The 17103-nt window shown below is 66.2% G+C and carries 16 protein-coding genes, 1 tRNA gene and 1 pseudogene; 6 read left to right on the top strand and 12 right to left on the bottom strand.

The features are described 5' to 3' along the window. Position 1 precedes the first annotated feature (1 nt). Entirely contained in the window at positions 2 to 649 is a 648-nt protein-coding gene (locus EV191_RS13910) for a response regulator (protein ID WP_132877467.1), read from the bottom strand. 167 nt (positions 650 to 816) lie between these two features. Here EV191_RS13910 and EV191_RS13905 point away from each other — a divergent pair, with 167 nt between their 5' ends. Next, positions 817 to 1188, top strand: a complete 372-nt coding sequence (locus EV191_RS13905) for a hypothetical protein (RefSeq protein ID WP_132877466.1) — start codon at positions 817 to 819, stop codon at positions 1186 to 1188. Here the strand turns inward: EV191_RS13905 and EV191_RS13900 are convergent. Continuing rightward, complete coding sequence (locus tag EV191_RS13900; protein WP_132877465.1) at positions 1185 to 1901, bottom strand: isocitrate lyase/PEP mutase family protein; 717 nt, start codon at positions 1899 to 1901, stop codon at positions 1185 to 1187. The genes EV191_RS13905 and EV191_RS13900 overlap by 4 nt on opposite strands. Next, a pseudogene (locus EV191_RS13895) lies at positions 1898 to 2382 on the bottom strand (carboxymuconolactone decarboxylase family protein). The gene EV191_RS13900 and the pseudogene EV191_RS13895 overlap by 4 nt, the downstream one beginning before the upstream one ends. 76 nt (positions 2383 to 2458) lie before the next feature. Here EV191_RS13895 and EV191_RS13890 point away from each other — a divergent pair. Beyond that, positions 2459 to 2531 (top strand) — tRNA-Arg (locus tag EV191_RS13890). 129 nt (positions 2532 to 2660) lie between these two features. Here EV191_RS13890 and EV191_RS30570 read toward each other — a convergent pair. Then, positions 2661 to 2900: a site-specific integrase gene (locus EV191_RS30570; protein WP_132877464.1), complete on the bottom strand. Its 240-nt coding sequence runs from the start codon at positions 2898 to 2900 to the stop codon at positions 2661 to 2663. Between the two features lie 52 nt (positions 2901 to 2952). After that, positions 2953 to 3717 carry a hypothetical protein gene (locus tag EV191_RS30975; protein ID WP_424565463.1) on the bottom strand — a complete coding sequence of 255 codons (765 nt, stop codon included), beginning with the start codon at positions 3715 to 3717 and terminating at the stop codon, positions 2953 to 2955. A gap of 478 nt (positions 3718 to 4195) precedes the next feature. Here EV191_RS30975 and EV191_RS13875 point away from each other — a divergent pair, with 478 nt between their 5' ends. Beyond that, positions 4196 to 5014: a hypothetical protein gene (locus tag EV191_RS13875; protein ID WP_132877463.1), complete on the top strand. Its 819-nt coding sequence runs from the start codon at positions 4196 to 4198 to the stop codon at positions 5012 to 5014. A 464-nt stretch (positions 5015 to 5478) separates the two neighbouring features. Here EV191_RS13875 and EV191_RS13870 read toward each other — a convergent pair whose 3' ends face one another. Further along, a complete protein-coding gene (locus EV191_RS13870; RefSeq protein ID WP_132877462.1) occupies positions 5479 to 6054 on the bottom strand; it encodes a CGNR zinc finger domain-containing protein in 576 nt (191 codons plus the stop codon). A gap of 82 nt (positions 6055 to 6136) precedes the next feature. Between EV191_RS13870 and EV191_RS13865 the strand changes: the two genes are divergently transcribed. The 3 genes from EV191_RS13865 to EV191_RS13855 all read left to right on the top strand — a co-directional run bounded on the left by EV191_RS13865 (position 6137) and on the right by EV191_RS13855 (position 8662). Next, positions 6137 to 7312: an epoxide hydrolase family protein gene (locus tag EV191_RS13865; RefSeq protein ID WP_132877461.1), complete on the top strand. Its 1176-nt coding sequence runs from the start codon at positions 6137 to 6139 to the stop codon at positions 7310 to 7312. Between the two features lie 355 nt (positions 7313 to 7667). Next, positions 7668 to 8075, top strand: coding sequence for a CRISPR-associated endonuclease Cas1 (locus EV191_RS30970; protein ID WP_207894530.1), 408 nt, complete (start codon positions 7668 to 7670; stop codon positions 8073 to 8075). Between the two features lie 197 nt (positions 8076 to 8272). Then, positions 8273 to 8662: a helix-turn-helix transcriptional regulator gene (locus tag EV191_RS13855; RefSeq protein ID WP_132877460.1), complete on the top strand. Its 390-nt coding sequence runs from the start codon at positions 8273 to 8275 to the stop codon at positions 8660 to 8662. 16 nt (positions 8663 to 8678) lie between these two features. Here the strand turns inward: EV191_RS13855 and EV191_RS13850 are convergent, their stop codons facing one another. Genes EV191_RS13850 through EV191_RS13825 form a run of 6 tightly spaced genes read right to left on the bottom strand, consistent with a single transcriptional unit; the run spans position 8679 to position 16908 of the window. After that, positions 8679 to 9695: an NADP-dependent oxidoreductase gene (locus EV191_RS13850; RefSeq protein WP_132877459.1), complete on the bottom strand. Its 1017-nt coding sequence runs from the start codon at positions 9693 to 9695 to the stop codon at positions 8679 to 8681. Beyond that, positions 9692 to 10468 (bottom strand): hypothetical protein, encoded by a 777-nt coding sequence (locus EV191_RS13845; protein ID WP_132877458.1) that lies wholly within the window; start codon positions 10466 to 10468, stop codon positions 9692 to 9694. The genes EV191_RS13850 and EV191_RS13845 overlap by 4 nt, the downstream gene beginning before the upstream one ends. A gap of 2 nt (positions 10469 to 10470) precedes the next feature. Beyond that, the gene (locus tag EV191_RS13840; RefSeq protein WP_132877457.1) at positions 10471 to 12588 is read right to left on the bottom strand and encodes a hydantoinase B/oxoprolinase family protein; all 2118 of its coding nucleotides are present in this window, start codon (positions 12586 to 12588) and stop codon (positions 10471 to 10473) included. Then, positions 12585 to 14717, bottom strand: coding sequence for a hydantoinase/oxoprolinase family protein (locus EV191_RS13835; RefSeq protein WP_207894529.1), 2133 nt, complete (start codon positions 14715 to 14717; stop codon positions 12585 to 12587). Before EV191_RS13835 ends, EV191_RS13840 begins: the two co-directional genes overlap by 4 nt. Further along, positions 14717 to 15073 (bottom strand): acetone carboxylase subunit gamma, encoded by a 357-nt coding sequence (locus EV191_RS13830; protein ID WP_132877455.1) that lies wholly within the window; start codon positions 15071 to 15073, stop codon positions 14717 to 14719. The genes EV191_RS13835 and EV191_RS13830 overlap by 1 nt, the downstream gene beginning before the upstream one ends. Further along, positions 15073 to 16908 carry a hydantoinase/oxoprolinase family protein gene (locus tag EV191_RS13825; protein ID WP_132877454.1) on the bottom strand — a complete coding sequence of 612 codons (1836 nt, stop codon included), beginning with the start codon at positions 16906 to 16908 and terminating at the stop codon, positions 15073 to 15075. The genes EV191_RS13830 and EV191_RS13825 overlap by 1 nt, the downstream gene beginning before the upstream one ends. Positions 16909 to 17103 lie beyond the last annotated feature (195 nt).

Below are 17103 nucleotides of genomic sequence, written 5' to 3'. Positions count from 1 at the left end.
ATCAGCCAAGCAGGCCACCCCGATAGGCGAGCAGGGCGGCTTGTACCCGGTTGTTCGCGCCGATCTTGTCCAGAACGGAGGAAACGTAGCCTTTGACCGTCGCCTCGGACAGGTGCAGCGTGGCACCGATCTCGGCGTTGGACATGCCCTGGCCGATCAGCCCGGCGACCTCGCGTTCGCGGTCGGACAGGGCGGCGAGCAGTTCCCTTGCCGGGGCCGCTGCGCGGTCACGATCGGCGACCGCGTCGACCAGCCTGGCGGCCACGCCGGGGTCGAGTACCGCGCCGCCGCGCGCCAGGTCCCGGATGGCCTTGACCAGCGCGGTTGGCTCGATGTCCTTGAGCAGGAAGCCGCTCGCGCCGAGCCGGAGCGCGTCGTTGACGTACTCGTCGACGTCGAAGGTGGTGAGCATCGCCGTCCGGGGCGGTTGCGGCAGCTGCTGGAGCTGGCGAAGCGCGGCGATCCCGTCGGTGTCGTGCATTCGGATGTCCAGCAGCACGACGTCCGGATGGTATCTGCGCGCGATCTCGGCCACCCTGGTGCCGTCCGCGCATTCCGCCACGATCTCGATGTCCGCGACTTTGGACAGCATCGTGCGCAGGCCGGAGCGGACGAGGTCCTCGTCGTCCGCCAGCATCACCTTGATCAAAGTTCCTCCCCGACTCGCCGATACACCTAGGTTAGGCGGCGATCGCGGATAACCCTACCGACCGGTATCACCCACGCGTATGGGCGATCTAGCTGCGCACGGCCTTGCTTACGATTCGATTGCGGATCACCCTTGCGGTAGGAATTTGCTGAGCTAGTCTCACGCGTGTGAGTGATAGGCATACCTCTGCCGCTAATGCGGAGCAACTCGGTCGGTTAACCCAGCTGGTCACGCTGTTGACCGAGCAGATCGAGGGCGACCAGCGTTCGACGGCCAAACGAGTGTTCCGCAGTGCGCGCGCACAGTGTTGGAACGACCTGGCGGAAAGCACTCCGGACAACGAGCCGTTGGGGCAGGCAAGCAGGCTGGCTTTCCAGCAGCTCGCCGTGCACGACTCGGTTGAGGAGGTCGCTGGCCAGCTGCCAGCGGCACCGGAGCGCTTCGCGCCGTTCGAGTCCTTCGCGGCGGCAACGAACAACAATGATCATCCGCTGCGCCACGACGGCGAGCTACCGGCGGACGGCTTCGAAAGTCCTTAATTAACGGCAAGCAGCCGGTCACGCAGCCAGGCCTGGGCCTCCCGGAACAGTCCAGCGCCGAGCGATACCCGGGCAACGCCGAGCTCGGCGGCTTCGGCAAGGTCCGGGCCACCGGGCAGCGAGGTGATGTTGACCGGGGCCGGGCGCACCGCCGCGACGAATTCCGCGATGAGGCGCCGGTCGCGCAGCCCGATGGGGTACACGCAGTCCGCGCCCACCGTCAGGTAGGCCTCCGCGCGGGCGATCCCGTCGGCGAGGACGCTCGCGTGGTCTTTGGTGCGCAGGAAGCTGTCCACCCTGGCGTTGATGACCAGGCTGGTATCGGCCGCATCGCGTAGCTCGCGCAACCGCGCGGCGTGCTGCGCTGTCGGAACGTGCGTGTCATGGTCGCTGTCTTCGATATTGCAGCCCACCGCGCCAGCCGCGCGTAGCCGTTCGGCAAGCTCGGCGGCTGGCAGCCGGTAACCAGCCTCGGCGTCCACCGTCAGCGGGACGTCGATGACCCGGGCGATCCGGGCAGCGGCGGCGAACATCTCGTCCGCGGGAGCCTCGCCGTCCGCGTAGCCGACGGCTTCAGCGACCGCCGCGGAGCTGGTGGCGATTGCCGGATAGCCGGCCGCCACCACTTCGCGGGCGGTAGCCGCGTCCCACACGTTCGGCAGCACCAAGGGATTGCCAGGTACGTGTAGCGCACGCAGCAGCGCGGCGGTCATGATTCGTCCTTCGGCAGTGGCTTGTGGCTGGTCACGCCCAGCCGGTTGAACGCGTTGATCACCGTCGCGGCCCAGGCGACCGCCGTGTACTGGTCGTCCGTGAAGACCTTCGTGGCCTGCTGGTACACCTCCTCTGGCACGTCCTGGTTGATCGGCAGCCGGGTCATCGCGTCCGCGAGGGCAAGGGCGGCGCGTTCCTGTTCGCTGTAGAGCTCGGTCTCCCACCAGTTGGGGAGCAGGAAGATCCGGCGCTCGGAGACTCCAGCCTCCCGTGCGTGCATATCGGTGCAGTAGGCGCAGCCGTTCAACTGGAAACGCGAACCTTGACCAGCTCGATCAGCGATTGCTCGAGGCCGGCATCGGCCGCCGCGCGGCGCACGGTGGTGTGCAGCCGCAGTAGATCCTGGTAGGCGCCAGGAAGCGCCTGGCTCAACTGGATACGCTCGCTCACGGGTCCGACGCTACCCGCGTGCACCGACATTTAGCTTCGGTTCGCACGCCGATACCGGGCCAGGGACCAGGCCGCGGCGGTGCGGGGTACAGTATGTGCCGATCAAGCCCTCGTAGCTCAGGGGATAGAGCACCGCTCTCCTAAAGCGGGTGTCGCAGGTTCGAATCCTGCCGGGGGCACTCTGACCGGCCTTGGTAAACCGCCCTCTGACCAGCACGAAAGCGACCAGAGGGCGGTGTGTCGATGTGCAGTGGTGTACGGCGTTGAGCGATCCTGTGCGGGTGACTGTGCCGAATGCGTGCCGAGACCTATGGGGCCCGCCAAACACCCCATCCGAATGGCCTAGCGCCCTCTACCTGCTGCTGTGCCGTGTAGTCGCGGCCGTCGAGGAACTTCGCGTAGACCTGCAACAACACGTCCACCGAGTGCCCTGCCCATTCGGCGACCTTCGGAGCTGATACGCCGCCGTTGAGCCAGGTCGGCACCGCAGCGTGGCGCAGGTCGTATGGACGCCGGGCAAGGGGTGTCGCAGCGACCTCAGCACTCAACGTAGCGGCTCGGGCAGATCGCCAGGCGCGATTCCAGCTGATCAGCGGAACGTCACCGCCCCGCTCGCCGCGGAAGAGGCGCCCTGCATTGTCGTGGCCATATCGTGCGAGGTGGTCTCGCAGCGTCTCGGTGAGCTCCGGCGGGCACGGCACGTGGCGGCCCTCGCCGCGCTCCCGATGTTTCAGTCCTCGACGCTCTCGCGGGCGGCCGGCGTCGGTCCATGCACGGCCTGCGTGTGGGGCTGCTTCCTCGATGTAGATGTTCCCCAAGGGATGCTTCCACGCGTTCTCTGGCGCACTCCATATCGGCGCCGGGGCGTGAGGTTGACCGCCTCCTCGGGTCCGTAACCCGGCGAAGTACATCGCGGCAAAGCACGCGGCCAGGTGCGGGCCGCTGCGTCCAACATCCTGTACTGCTCGTAGCAGCGTGCGAACCTGGACCGGGTTCGGAACGCGGCGACGATCGATCGCTCGTGATGGCTTCGGCGCCGTCCACCTTATTGACTTGACTGGATTCACTGACAGCAGGCCGATTTCTACCGCATAGTTCAGTGCGTTGCAGAGGATCATACGTCGCTGCCGAGATACCGATCGCGCACCTGGCCTGCCGTCGAGCTTGCACGGGCGCGTGCGGATGCTCACGCAACACCTGAGTCGCCGCAGCGAGGACGATCCGCTGGTAGCGCAGCCGCAGCTCCGCGATCTCGAGCAGCCGCACCTGTTCGCTGTACGTCTCGACCAGCGGGACACCGGCCTGCCGATCGAGGGTCTCGCCTACCTCCTCGAGGCTGAACCCGGCGCCGGTCAGCAACTGGATCTGCCGTAGCCGAGTGAGATGCCCCGGACCGTACCGGCGACGCCCCTCTGGTCCCGTTCCGCGACCAGTAGCCCTATCCGTCGTAGAACTGCAGTGTGCGCACGGTGGTGTCGCATTGTCGCGCGGCTTCGCCCACGACGACCCATTCGGATGGGTTCGCGACCCGCCATGGCAACGATCGACTCGGCAGGACGTATTCGCGGGTTGTGTACCGAAACGTGGATCGGGCTACTCTGTGTCGCCGTAGATCATCGAGGGCACGAACCCGCGGGGAGAGGCGCTCGTATCATCGTCCCGTCCAGTGCACGCTCATCAGAAATGGGGTCGAAGACCGTTGTCCCGTACCGTAAACAGACTGCTCACCGGTTTGACGAGTGCTCTGCTCGTCTTCTCGCTCACCGCTGCATGCGCGTCGGAGGACGACCCGGAGTCGGCTGGGAGTCCTGAGGGGAACGAAGCCGAGGAGACGACGTTTCCCGTGCCCGATAACTCATGGGTGGTGATGGTCGAGTACGAAGGTGGGCCACCGGAGGAAGAGGACCGGTACGTCTACCTGTCCTACGCGCCGGAAACCGGCGAGACCGTCACCGCGCCGCTGCAGATGCCGGCGGACGGCGACGATCGGTGGCGGGATGATCCGTTGGCACTGTCGGCCGACTACCAGCACTCACTCCGTGACGTGATTACCTCGAGTCGTGAGCAGTCCTCGGGGAGCATCCCCGTTTACAGCCTCGCCGACGGCACGCAGCGCTCCGTGGACCTCCGCGAGCTCACCGGCGACATCCGGCTGGAGCCACTGCAGGTCGTCTTCGACGGCACCGACCCGAACACACTGCATGTCGGCGCCGCCGACGGCAGCGTGTGGTCAGTGGACCTGGCGGCGCAGACGGCTACCAAGAGCGACGTCACCATCACCAATCCTACCCGGCCCGATCCGGAGAGCGATCGGCTGTTCCCCTGGCAGTTCGCAGCCGACGGGAGCGGGGCGATCGTCGAACGAACCACCACCGACGACGAGTTCGAGGACACGACGCACCTGGCTGGCACCGAAGCGCTACCGCACGAAGAGCGGGAACAGCTGCCGGACTTGCCGGTGCATCTCGATCGGGTGGTCAGGACGGACGACGGCATGATCATGGGTTTTGTCGTCGAAGGCGATGACACCCGGGTGTTGCGTGCGTACCGGATACCGGCCGACGCAGGGCCATCCGGCGACTGGGAACGCCTCGAGGCATCGTCGCCGCTTCCCGGTGCGGCGGACCACCGTGTCCGGGTCGTCCGACCTGCGTCGAGTTAGCGCGGGCCTCAGGAGCTCACGCCCAATAGGCGCCCACGCTGAAGGATTCGAAGTAATCGAGCCACGGCATGCCCAGGTCAGCTCCTTACCGGTGGCAGTTAGTCGCAAACTCTCCTAAAGCGGGTGTCGCAGGTTCGACTCCTGCCGGGGGCACAATCCTCCTGGTCAATGCTTCGGCCAGGGGGAAGCACAGTACCTGCCCACGCTTTACCCTGTTCCTTCGGGCGCACTAATCGTGGGTCGATCTCGCTATGCAGATGGCCTGACCCCCGCGCAACCAACGATAGAACGGTCGGCGGGACTGACGCCGACCACGGAATAACGTCGCCGATCAGTAGACGTACGCGTACTGATTGAGAACGTTGATCGACGGCGACGGATGCCTCCCAGCGGTGCCGTTGAGGGACTTAACGCGACAAATGTGCCGCAGGCGTGGGGCCCACTTGGATGTTCCGAGGTAACGGTCACTCCGCTGAGCCGGGGTTTTTGCGCGGTTTGGCGTTGAAGCGCGCTTTCTTCTGACGATTCCCGCACGTGTTCATGTCACACCATTTTCGGGTACGACTTTGGCTGGTGTCGAAGAAGGCGGCTTGGCAGGTTGGTGATGCGCACAAGGCCAATTTTCCGTCTCGTTCCCCTGCGATGACGCTGATCGCGTCGGCGGCGATCACGCTGAGGGCATCTTCGACGCAGGAAGCCGAGCTAAGTTGCCATTGCCGATTGCCCTCGGGCGTCAGGATAGCCGCGGCCCGGCCCTCAGCGCTGCAGTCATTGATGACTTGGACAGCAGACGCAGGGAGAGGGTCCTGTACCGCGGCCGCTGTCGCAGCGGCGTGGATCGACTCCCTCAGTTCCCGAGCGAGTTCGAGCTGGGCGGTGGCGCAGGAGTCCACGGCGAGGCCGTTCACGGCCAGCCAGTCGACGAGTCGCTGCGGCGTGGGAATGCGCTCCACAGCGTCGCCATGACGCTCCGACAGAGTCCCCGTGAAGCTGGTCGCCAGCACGCTACCGAGGCGGAAGTCAGGGAACCCAGCACGCATGGAACCACCTTAGCCGGTTGTACGCTAGCATGACGACGTGCTAGAACCGGCTTAGCCGGTTCCACGATGGCCAGGAGGTCTCATGTCTCGTTCAATCAGCGACGTGCAGGCGTTTGAAGCCCAAGCACCTGACGCTGAGCTCGACGATCTGCGTGCGCGACTGGCCGCGGCGCGGCTGCCGGAGGCTGAGACGATCTATCGCGCCGCGCCCGACCCTCGCCGATGGGAACAGGGCGTTCCTCTCGCCGAGCTCGTCGATGTCGTGCACTACTGGCGCACCGGGTACAACTGGCGGTCGTTCGAAGAGCGCCTGAACCGGATCGGCCAGTTCCGCACGACCATTGATGATCTGGGAATCCACTTCCTCCACCGCCGATCCGCGCGCGCGGATGCTACTCCTCTGATCTTGACGCACGGCTGGCCAGGCAGCATTGCCGAGTTCATCGATGTAGTCGACGAGCTTGCGGATCCGAAAGATGCGGATGCGGCGGCGTTCCACGTCGTGGTGCCGTCGCTACCAGGCTTTGGTTACAGCGACAAGCCGGCCACCACCGGGTGGGGGACCGAAAAGATCGCGGCCGTATGGGTGGAACTGATGGGCAGGCTCGGCTACCGCAAGTTCGCAGCCCACGGCGGCGACTGGGGAGGGAATATCACCACGGTTCTCGGCGGCAGGTTCCCGGCGCACGTTCTCGGCATCCACACTACGTTCGCGGAGGGACCGCCCGGGTTGACAACGGAGGGGCTGACGGCGGTCGAGCGCAAGTGGACCGAGGAAACCCGCGACTTCTACGAGGGCCCCCGCGGGGCGTATGCGAAGCAACAGGCCACCCGACCGCAGACGATTGGCTACTCGCTCGTCGACTCACCGGTCGGGCTTCTTGCCTGGATCCTTGACAAGTTCACCGAGTGGTCAGACACCGAAGACAGCCCATTTGAGACGATTTCCAGGGACCGAGTTCTTGACGACGCCACCCTGTATTGGCTGACGCGGACCGGCGCATCGTCGGCCCGCATCTACTACGAAAGCCACAACTCGCTCGATCCCGACCTTCGGGTCGACGTCCCCTCAGCAATCACGATGTATCCCCGTGATATCGAGAAGTGTCCGCGCCCCTGGGCTCAGGAACGGTACCGACAAATCGTCCGATGGAGGTCACCCGAAACCGGGGGACATTTCCCGTCCCTGGAGGTTCCCGAGTATTTCGTCAAAGATCTACAAGAGGGCCTCGCGGCAGTACTGGCCGCCAATCGGTGAACGCGGCTACGTGCCGGGCACCCGATCACCGCCTGATCCGGCTCAAGGCGTCGCCCAACGGCCTCCAGACCGAGCTCATCGAGACGGCAGAACGTGGCCAGACAGGGCGCGGCGAAAATAGCCCCTTCTGACCCGGACCCGTTCCTGGTCACGATCGATCGTATCTGCGGCACCCTCATCCCACTAGCGACCACGAGAGAAACGGACAATCTTCTGTGACGACCGGCCGATTGAGGCCGGCCGCCTCGCGAACTCGTGAGCGGAAAAGCGTCGGTCGGTAACGACACGCCCGAACGGTGACCAGCGGCCATCCACCGATACGGGCGGCGCCAGAGCCACTTGTAGACGACCCGCGATGCCGGTCCTGCTCGCACGCAGGGATATGCCTACCCGACGAACGGAAGCTGTCACCGGTTGTCCGGCGGTACTCCTCGCGGACCCGGACGCACAAACGCTGCATGTGACCACACCCGGTGCGCGTGTGTCGCTGCGTTCAGGGCGGGCCCGCGTACACAAAGCCGACGCCGACCTGGGCACGGTACCTATCGAACGATTGTTCGCGCTCGTGTTGCACGGGAACATCGACGTTTCCAGCGGATTGTTGCGGGAACTACTCTGGCGACGGGTTCCGGTCGTGTGGTGCTCCAGCAACGGCCGGGTCATTGGCAGGGCATCGTCGGCGAGCGCACCCAACGGCAGTCCGCGGGTTCAGCAGCACCTTGCCTCGTCCCGTCGGCATCTGGATCGAGGCTTAGTTACTTAGGGCGCGCCCCGTTGCTGCTCCTCTCGGAGCAGCCCGTCACCGCGGGTGCGGCGTTTCGACGTCCGTGGCGCCAGGTAGCTGGAAATGCTGGGTCGCGTCGTCGTGCAGGAACCAGGTGAAGCCCCGCAGTCGACCGTTTTGCGGGAGGAGAACGAGAATCCCGGCAGGGTGCGCCGGATCCGAGACGAGGCGGACCGATGCACGTGCTCGATCTACTCCCCGGCACCGACGACCAGCGCGATGACCGAATCCAAACCGCGCTGGCGATGCTCCGCGCGCACCCCGGCACGCCGTGGACGGCCGCGCAGATGGCGGCCGAGGTGAACCTGTCCGCCTCGCGGTTCCAGTCCTTGTTCACCCGGCATACCGGGACGAGCTTTCGCCGCTACCGGCTGTGGGCCCGAATGCTGCATGTCGCGGTCGCCGTGGCGAAACAGCTGGACCTCACCACCGCGGCGGCCGAAGCGGGGTTCGCCTCGCCTGGGCACTTCAGCGACAGCTTCCGCGCCATGTTCGGCCTCAGCGCCAGCCAGCTACTCAGTCGCACGACGCGCATCATCGTCACCGACGACGAGTTCCCGCCCTAACCGCGTTCCTTCAAAGTTAGCGAGCCAGTTGGACGAGCATCTTGCCGGTGTTGCTGCCGTCGAACAGCCCAAGAAATGCCGGCACCGCACTGTCCACACCGGATACCGTGGTTTCGCGGAGCCATACCTGGCCGTCCTGCAACCACCGGCCAACCTGCGCTTCGAATTCCGGTACCCGGTCGGCGAAGTCGTACACCACGAAACCGCGCAAGTTCAGGCGCTTACCCACGGCGAGCACCAGGTTGTCCGGCCCCGGCTGCGGCGTAGTGCTGTTGTAGCCGGAAATGGCTCCGCACAGCGCGATCCTGCCGAACGGCCGGATCGCCGCGAGCGCCGCCCGCAGGTGATCACCACCGACGTTGTCGAAATAGACATCGATACCGTCCGGCGCGGCGGCACGAAGCTGCTCGCGTACCGAGCCATCACGGTAGTCGAACGCCGCGTCGAACCCGAGCTCGTCCCGCAGGTAGGCGACCTTCGCGGGCGAACCGGCGGAGCCGATGACCCGCCGCGCGCCGCGCAACCGGGCAAACTGACCCGCAAGACCACCTACCGCGCCCGCCGCACCCGAGATGAACACCGTGTCACCGGGCCGCATCGCCGCCACATCAAAAAGTCCAAAATAGGCAGTCTGACCCGGCATACCAAGAACACCAAGGTATGCCGAAGCCGGCGCAACCGTAGTGTCGATACGCGTGGCAGCTGCGGCCGGCACCCGAGAGTACTCCCGCCAACCGTAGTCGTGCACGACCGTCGTGCCGCTCGGCAACTCCGGAGCCGCCGAGCGCACAACGGCGCCAACCGCCCCGCCCGTCATCACCGCACCAAGCGCATACGGTTCGGCATAGGACTTGGTGTCGATCATCCGACCGCGCATGTACGGATCCACCGAAAGGTACTCGTTGCGCACGAGCACCTCGCCCGCATCGGGCGTGGGAACGGGCACGGAAACCACGTCGAAGTCGTCGGCGACCGGCGCCCCCTCCGGACGCCGAACCAACCGCACCTCACGACCATGACTCGGAACCGTCATCGCCCGCTCCCCGGCCGCGCCCCCACCGAACTCAACAAACCCATATCGCAGTCGGCGGGCACCGGCCCGTCGGTGAGCACCAGGCCCGCACGCTCGGCGCCCAGCGCGGCCCAGCGCTGCCACAACTCGCCGAAACACTCCACCGAGCCCCGCGCGAACGTCGTCGCCGGAACAAGCATGGCCTCCCTGCCGCCACCACTCAGCGCATGCGCCGTATACCCCGCGGAGTCCACGGCAGACGCTCCGCAAAGGACTCCTGGGATGCCAAGCATCTCGAGCCTGCGCACGATTGCCAGATGCGCACTAGTCGCCTCGGCCGCTATCTCACCCGGCACTTCCGGCTCCCACACGACAATCCGGCGCGCACCGGCGCCCACGTAGGCCGACACGAGCTCGGCGAGTACGTCACCGCAGTCGAGCAGATCCACCTCACCGTCGGTGTCCAGCGCCGCCGCGAGCCCAGCGGGACCGGTCAACGACGCCGCGATCACCGTGTCCGGGTACAGCTTGGCCAGGATCTCGACGACCTGCACGAGCCCGGAAACCGGGGCAAACCCCGCAAGCGAGACGTCGACCAGCTCGACGTCCGCGCCGGCGGAGCGCACCGCGGCTGCCTCGGCCTCCGGGTCGTGATGGCTCAGCACCCAGTCCGGGCGCACCAACTCGACCGCATCCCGTAGGCGATACGCCTGCTGGACGGGATCCGCCCCGGCCTTCGCACCGTCGCCGGCCATCCGGGCAGCGACGTCCTGCAACACGGGCGCGAACAGCATGGTCATCCTTCGTCGTCTTCCCAATCCCAGGAACCGAGGTAGCCAAGATGCTCGGGTGGCGAATCGACCCGCCACGCCTCGACGAACTCGTCGTAGGAGCGCCCCCGCGCGAGTCGCGCCTGACGTTCCCGCGCCCGTGCGGCTTCGGTGGCCTCGATATCGGCCTCCATGCGTTCCTCGTCCCACACCAGCTGGTAGACCTCGCTGGCGACGGCCGGGCTGATCAGCCCGCGCCGCAGATCCTGCATGGCCGCTTCGGGGTCACGTTCCAGCGGATCGCCGTAACCGCCACCACCGCCGACGCGCTGAATCCAGATATCGCCTTCGACTCGTGGGTCCGCCGGCTGCATCGGATGGTCCACAAGGTACTCACCCGCGATCGGCTGGTTCGCCACCATCGACGATCCCTCGTAGGTCAGGCCCTTACCACCGTCCACAAGCCACTGCCGCACGGCATCCACGCCGCCATCCGGCCTGATCCTGATCAGTGGCGTGCAGGAACCGCCGTAGCCGCCGAACATCCCGCCGGTGACCGGGAACCGCCCGCCCATGCTGGTGATTCCCATGCCGAACATCTGGCTGCCGTACAGCATGTACGCCCATTCGACCGAAGCCCCACCACGGAACTTGCCAAAACCGTGGTTGTCCGCCGGGATGCATCGCCACAACCCGAGCAGCGGGAGCTCGGCCTCACGACCCTCCATCTCGCCCCAGTCCGACACCGGCGCGAAGATCGGGCCGGCCGCATGTTCGCCATCGCGATCGTGCAGCGCCCCACCGCCTGCCGCGTTCATCTCGGTCGAGACGTTCGCATAGACCTGCATATGCTGGGTAAGCCCGCCGTACTGCAATGTGGGGACCTGCGGATACCAGGGCGCCATCGGCTTGGCCACACCGGGAACCGCGTACATCGCCTTGGTGACCGCTTGGTGAAGCGCGGAGTTCAGCGAGAACATCGTCAGCAGCGACAGCGAACTTGGCTGATCCGGGCCAGCGGTGACGATCGAACCCGGTTCCAGCTCGTAGTCGAGCGCCGCGATGAACCCCGCCGTACGTGGCAGGTCACCGTACATGAAGTTCATGAACAGATTGCCCACGATCGCACGGGTGAAATGCGCCTGCGCGTTCAGCGCGCGATCGATCGACGGCGAACTTCCCTTGGTACGGATGGTGAGTTTGTCGCCACGCTTGTCCAACTCGACCGACAGTTTGAACAGCCGCTCTTCCATCAGCGTGTTGTCCGCGAAGTGCGCGGCGCGATAAACGCCATCGGGCCAGGCCGCGATCCGGCGCCGCACCTCGGCCTCGGTCGTTTCGAGCACCGATCGCATGGTCGCGATGAGCAGTTCCGGTGAGCGCTCCCCCATGAAGTCCTGCAGCCTGCGCTCAACCGCACGCGCGGAGGCGAGCTTCGACCGGATATCGGTGAGCCACAGCATCGGATCGCGAACCTGATTCTGGAAGAGGTTCACCACATCGCGCCGGACGATGTAGTTCTCCCCGATCTTCATCGGTGGGATCCGGATACCTTCGCCGTACTTGGTGGTCGCGCGTACCGAGAAACCACCCTGGTCGATCGCGGCGCCGTTCTCGCCCTCATGAATGATCGCCCCGATCCACGCGATGTGCTCGCCCTGCCAGAACAACGGGATGAGCAGGGTGTGGTCGGGATTGTGGGTACCGCCGTAGTTCGCGTCGTTGTGGTAGAACACGTCGCCCTCGGCGACACCGACAGTCGGCTCGTCGGCCCAGTAGCGGGCAATGAACTTCGGCACCGAGGAGGTGGTCGCGGAGAACATGTTCACCCCGCTCGAGGTGGCTACCGCGAAATCGCCTTCCCTGGTGTAGATGCCGACGATCAGGTCGCCCCATTTCGCCGCCGCGGAGGCGCTGATCTGCTGCATCATCTCGATCGATGACTGCAGTACCGCCTCGACCCTGCTCAGCCCAACGGCAAGATCGGCCGGGTCGGTGATCGCGGCAAGTGCCTCGTCCTCGCGCTCGGTACGCGGGCGCAGCCGGTACTCGGCGTTGATCTCCTGGTCCGGCTCGTACATCACGGGCTGGTTGTTCAGCAGATCGGTGAAGAACTGCTCGGTGCTCGACTCAGCAGTACTCATGAGTTGCCCTCCTGCCGCATCGTGAAGAACCCGTATCCATCCATCTCGCCGGCCCACCCCGGCTCAACGACGATGTTGCTGTTCGCGGCCTCGACGATCGCGGGGCCGGTCACCCGGTGGCCGGGACCAAGCGCCGCGTAGTCATAGACCTCGGTAGGCAGGGCCTGCTCCGAATTAGCCCACCAGCATTCCTTGCTTGCCTTCCAGGCGACGCTGACGGGCTCGCCGCTCGCCGCCCGCTCCGTCAGCCGTGGCGCGGGGCGTGGAATCCATGCCCGCACCCGGATGGCGTCGACCGAGATGCCGATCTCCTTGGTCAGCGCGAGGTCACCGAACCGGTCGCCGTACTCCGCGAAGTAGGCCTTGATGATCGCGGCGAGGTCATCCTGGGTCTCCAGCCTGCGTACCGGACTGGCAATGGTGATGACGTAGAGTTGACCGGTCGAGCGCATATCGAGCTCGACCACGGTCTCGATGTCGTCGCGCCCGTACCCCTGCCCAGCGAAGTCGGTCACGGCCCGCTCAGTGAACTCGTCGACGATCGAGTTGAACGCGTCGAAGTCGCTGAACACCTGCTTCACCAGCGGGTTGAACAGCACCATCCACGCCGATCGCTCGTAGATGTGCAGCCGTTCGAGGCCGGCCGCGCCCGATGCGGAGAACACCGAGCTGTGCGGGGGAACCACGACCTTGCTGGCGTCCAGTGCCCGCGCGTAGCCGCAGGCGTGCATCGGTCCGCCACCGCCGAAGGAGAACACGGTGAACTCACGCGGGTCATAGCCCTTGACCGTGACGCCCTTGAAGATCTCGGCACCCATCGCCTCGTCGACAACCTTGCGAATCCGCCGAGCCGCCTCGACCACCGAAACCCCAAGGGGTTTGGCGATCCGGCGTTCGATCGCCCGCTCGGCCCGCCTGCGGTCCAGGGGCAACTTGCCGCCGTGATAGTTGTCCGGATCCAGGTAGCCAAGCACCAGATTCGCGTCGGTGACGGTTGGTTCGGTCCCGCCCTGGCCGTAGCAGGCAGGGCCGGGGTTGGAACCCGCGGACTCCGGGCCGACGGCGATGCCGGTGATCGGGTCAACCCTGGCGATCGAACCGCCGCCGGCACCGATCGCGGCGATATCCATCATCGGGATCTGCACATGCCAGCGGTCGATGACCGGGTTGAACTCGTAGAACCGGACGGACCCGTCCACCACGATCCCCACGTCGAACGAGGTTCCACCCATATCGGTGGTGACAACCTTGTCGAAGCCACGACTCTGCGCCACGTGCCGCGAGCCATACAACCCGGACACCGGTCCAGCGTGGACGGTCTGGATCGGCGTTGTCGCCGCGAGACTGCCCATCCCGCCACTGTTGTGCACCAGCAGCAGCTCGCCCCGGTAACCACGCCCGCGCAGCTCGTCGCGCAGCGAGGACAGCCGGTCGGAGGTGAACCGGTGCAGGTAGGCATTGATGGTGGCCGTCATCGATCGCGCGTACTCGCCGGAGCGCTGGGACACCTCGTGCGAGAGGATCGTCGGGAACCGGCCGAGGTAGACGCTGGGGTACTCCTCCTCGATAACGGTCCGCACCAGCTTCTCGTGCTCCGGGTTGAGGTGCGCGTTGAGTAGACAGACGACGAACCCGCGTACGCCCTGGTCGACCAGATCGCCGATGCGGTCGCGGATCTCCTCCCGATCGAGCGGCATGAGCACGTGACCACGCGAGTCGATCCGCTCGGTCAGCGCCGCGATCTGCTCCGGCTCGATCAGCGGTACCGGGCGCTGCGCGCGGGAGAGGTCCCTGGTCGCGGTCGCCGGCAACCCGTCGGCCCACTGCCTGCATCGTCCAATAGGGACGGTGTCTTCGTGGCCTCGGGTTGAGAGCAGTCCGAGCCTTGGCCCGTTGCGCTCGATCAGTGCGTTGGTACCGAGCGTCGTCGCGTACCGGATTGCCTGAGTGGATTCGAGAAGGCCGTCGACATCGGTCTGCGCCGCATCGGCGATGTCTGCTACCGCGCGGAGAAAGCCGATCGAGAGGTCGTGATGCGTAGTCAGCGCCTTTGCCGTACGGATGGTGCCGTCGTCGGCCGTGGCAAGACAGTCGGTGAAGGTCCCGCCAATATCGACATTGATCTCCATCAGCCTGCCTGCCCTTCGCGGATTTCCGACGCCCTTGCCAGCAGTGCGTCCACGTCAACCTGGATGTCATGGGTCAACGGGTGGCCGGGTGGCAGGTACTCGGTCTCAACCTGGGTCGCGCAACCGGGGCAGTAGTACTCCACGATGCGACACCAGGCCGGATCTGGCGCGAAGTCGTGCGAGCCCTCGAATTGCGGTGGGTGGACCTCCCTGGGGTCCCGGTCGTAGAGCAGGAGCCCACGTTTGTAGTTCTCCCGAGCGGGCCCGATAGCGTGGCCGCAGCGCTCGCAGTGCCAGGTTTCGGTCTCGGGGTCGATCTGCAGGTTCTCGGTAACCCGGAGTCGTTGGCTGCTCATCAGTTACTCCTTGCCAGAGACGTCAGGCGCAGGGCGCCGTTCTCGTCGCGCGCCACTGTCCAGCCGGGCGGCACCGCACAGGTGGTCGCCGACGAGTCGACGAGTGCGGGTCCGGCAAGCGAGTCGCCGCCCCGTAGTGCCGCGCCGTCCAGCACGGTGGTCGCCAGCTCGCCGTGCCCGGCCCAGCGAACCGGCTGTTGCGCGCTGCCCGCGGATGCGGCGGCGGAGTCAGTTCCAGGCTGGGCCAGACCAACGTGCGGGAGCTGGTAGCTGGCCTCGACCCGCTCCCAGGCCACGCCGTCGCGCTCGAACTGGGACACCGCCACTTCGACGTCCTGCTCAGGTATTCCTTCACTGCGCATGTCCCGTAGCACCCGAGTGGTCAGGGTCTGCGTGCTCAACTCGCCGGCCACGGACTCGTGCCGATGCCGAATATCCACAGTGGAGGCGCCGTAGGCGGAGAACACCGGCGCGAACGGGAGCACAACCAGTTCCTGGATTCCTGCTGCCGCAGCAATCGCGACGCCGTGCGTGGCGCCGTTTCCGCCGAACCCCAGCGCGGCAACCGAAGCCGGGTCAATGCCCCGCTGTCGCAGTTCCTCGGCCAGCCTGGAGCCGGCTTCCTTGTGCACGACCGCCAGCACCCGCTCGGCCGCGTCCGGCACGCTCAGGCCAAGTTCCTTCGCCAGTGGTTCAAAGGCTCGTTCCGCGGCCTTGCGGTCGATCCGCATGCTGCCGTCCAGGAAGGACTCCGGACGGAGCACGCCGGCGATCACATCCGCGTCGGTGATCGTCGGCTCGGTACCACCGAACCCGAAACAGGCTGGACCGGGCAGCGCCCCGGCGCTACGCGGGCCGACCCGAAGCTCGGAACCGTCCAGCCACGCGATCGAGCCACCACCCACACCAAGTGGAACCAGATCCGGGAGAGGGAAGGATATCTCCACATCCTCCACCCTGCCGCGCTCGCGCATCGGAACCTCGCCCGCGCGCAGGATCCCGACATCGAGGCTGGTTCCACCCATGTCCAGGGTGACCAGGTCCCCGAAACCGTAGTGCCGGGCGACTGTTTGCGCACCGAGCAGACCGGCCATCGGACCCGAGTTGTAGGTCTTCCCCGCGATGGTCCTGGCCACCCGCGCGGCACCGCCGTCGTTGTGCACGATCCGGAGTGGACGCTGGTAGCCCTGCGCACGCAGGTAGTCCTCCGCGCGGTAGAGGAAGTCGGCCACGTCCGGATGCAGGTAAGCGTTGAACAACGCCGTCGACCGGCGGCGCGCCGCATCCGGATCGGCGGCGACCTCGCCCGCGCGCAGCAGTGGCACGGAATCAAGGCAATGCTTCGGATAGTGCTCGGCGAAGGTATCCGCGACGGCGGATTCGTCCTCGGCGGCGTCGTCCGAGCAGGCGACGACCAGTCCGCGAGCGCCGTCCTGCAACAGGCCCCGCAACGCGGGTAGCGCGGGCGCTCCGGCCGCGCCGTTGCTCGCCGGCAGCTCCGCTACCATGGCGGGCTCGACGAACATGCGAACGCCGGGGTCCTTGTCCGCGGCAGGCAACTCAGCATCGGTGAGCAACCCGATCCGTGGCCCACGCCGCTGCACCACGGTGTTCGTGCCCACCGTGGTGGCGTAGCGCACCGAGACCGTCTCGCGCAGCATGTCCGGTACGGTCATACCTAAGGCCTGCGCGGCGTTCGCCATGGTTTCGCGGAAGCACACCGCGAGATCGTGTGGGGTCGTCAGCGTCTTGATGGTGTGTGCGATCCCGTCCCGCACGACAAACCCATCGGTGAACGTACCCCCCGTGTCGATATCGATCGTGATGCCCGCCATGTCACTCCTCTCCAGACACTCCACGAGAGAGCGGCCCGCGTCGTGTGCGGCACCGCATAACCTTCGTCACCAGTACGGAGCCGCTCAATAGCGTGTGCGGACACCATTCGGTGGCGCCGCCGGACAACGCCGGCAATCCTGCGCCAGAGGAGAAGTTGCCTGCGCGGGACGGAATGTCGTGCAAGGTCGCGCTGG

The sequence above is a fragment of the Tamaricihabitans halophyticus genome (genome assembly GCF_004340875.1).
Classification (GTDB): Bacteria; Actinomycetota; Actinomycetes; order Mycobacteriales; family Pseudonocardiaceae; genus Tamaricihabitans; species Tamaricihabitans halophyticus.
This window is presented reverse-complemented; position numbering and strand designations above follow the sequence as displayed.

Excerpts from the sequence above, each read along its gene's own strand:
- EV191_RS13900 (WP_132877465.1), bottom strand. The coding sequence starts at position 1,901 with ATGACCGCCGCGCTGCTGCGTGCGCTACACGTACCTGGCAATCCCTTG.
- EV191_RS13870 (WP_132877462.1), bottom strand. The coding sequence starts at position 6,054 with ATGCGTGCTGGGTTCCCTGACTTCCGCCTCGGTAGCGTGCTGGCGACC.
- EV191_RS13865 (WP_132877461.1), top strand. The coding sequence starts at position 6,137 with ATGTCTCGTTCAATCAGCGACGTGCAGGCGTTTGAAGCCCAAGCACCT.
- EV191_RS30970 (WP_207894530.1), top strand. The coding sequence starts at position 7,668 with ATGCCGGTCCTGCTCGCACGCAGGGATATGCCTACCCGACGAACGGAA.
- EV191_RS13855 (WP_132877460.1), top strand. The coding sequence starts at position 8,273 with ATGCACGTGCTCGATCTACTCCCCGGCACCGACGACCAGCGCGATGAC.
- EV191_RS13850 (WP_132877459.1), bottom strand. The coding sequence starts at position 9,695 with ATGACGGTTCCGAGTCATGGTCGTGAGGTGCGGTTGGTTCGGCGTCCG.
- EV191_RS13845 (WP_132877458.1), bottom strand. The coding sequence starts at position 10,468 with ATGCTGTTCGCGCCCGTGTTGCAGGACGTCGCTGCCCGGATGGCCGGC.
- EV191_RS13840 (WP_132877457.1), bottom strand. The coding sequence starts at position 12,588 with ATGAGTACTGCTGAGTCGAGCACCGAGCAGTTCTTCACCGATCTGCTG.
- EV191_RS13835 (WP_207894529.1), bottom strand. The coding sequence starts at position 14,717 with ATGGAGATCAATGTCGATATTGGCGGGACCTTCACCGACTGTCTTGCC.
- EV191_RS13830 (WP_132877455.1), bottom strand. The coding sequence starts at position 15,073 with ATGAGCAGCCAACGACTCCGGGTTACCGAGAACCTGCAGATCGACCCC.
- EV191_RS13825 (WP_132877454.1), bottom strand. The coding sequence starts at position 16,908 with ATGGCGGGCATCACGATCGATATCGACACGGGGGGTACGTTCACCGAT.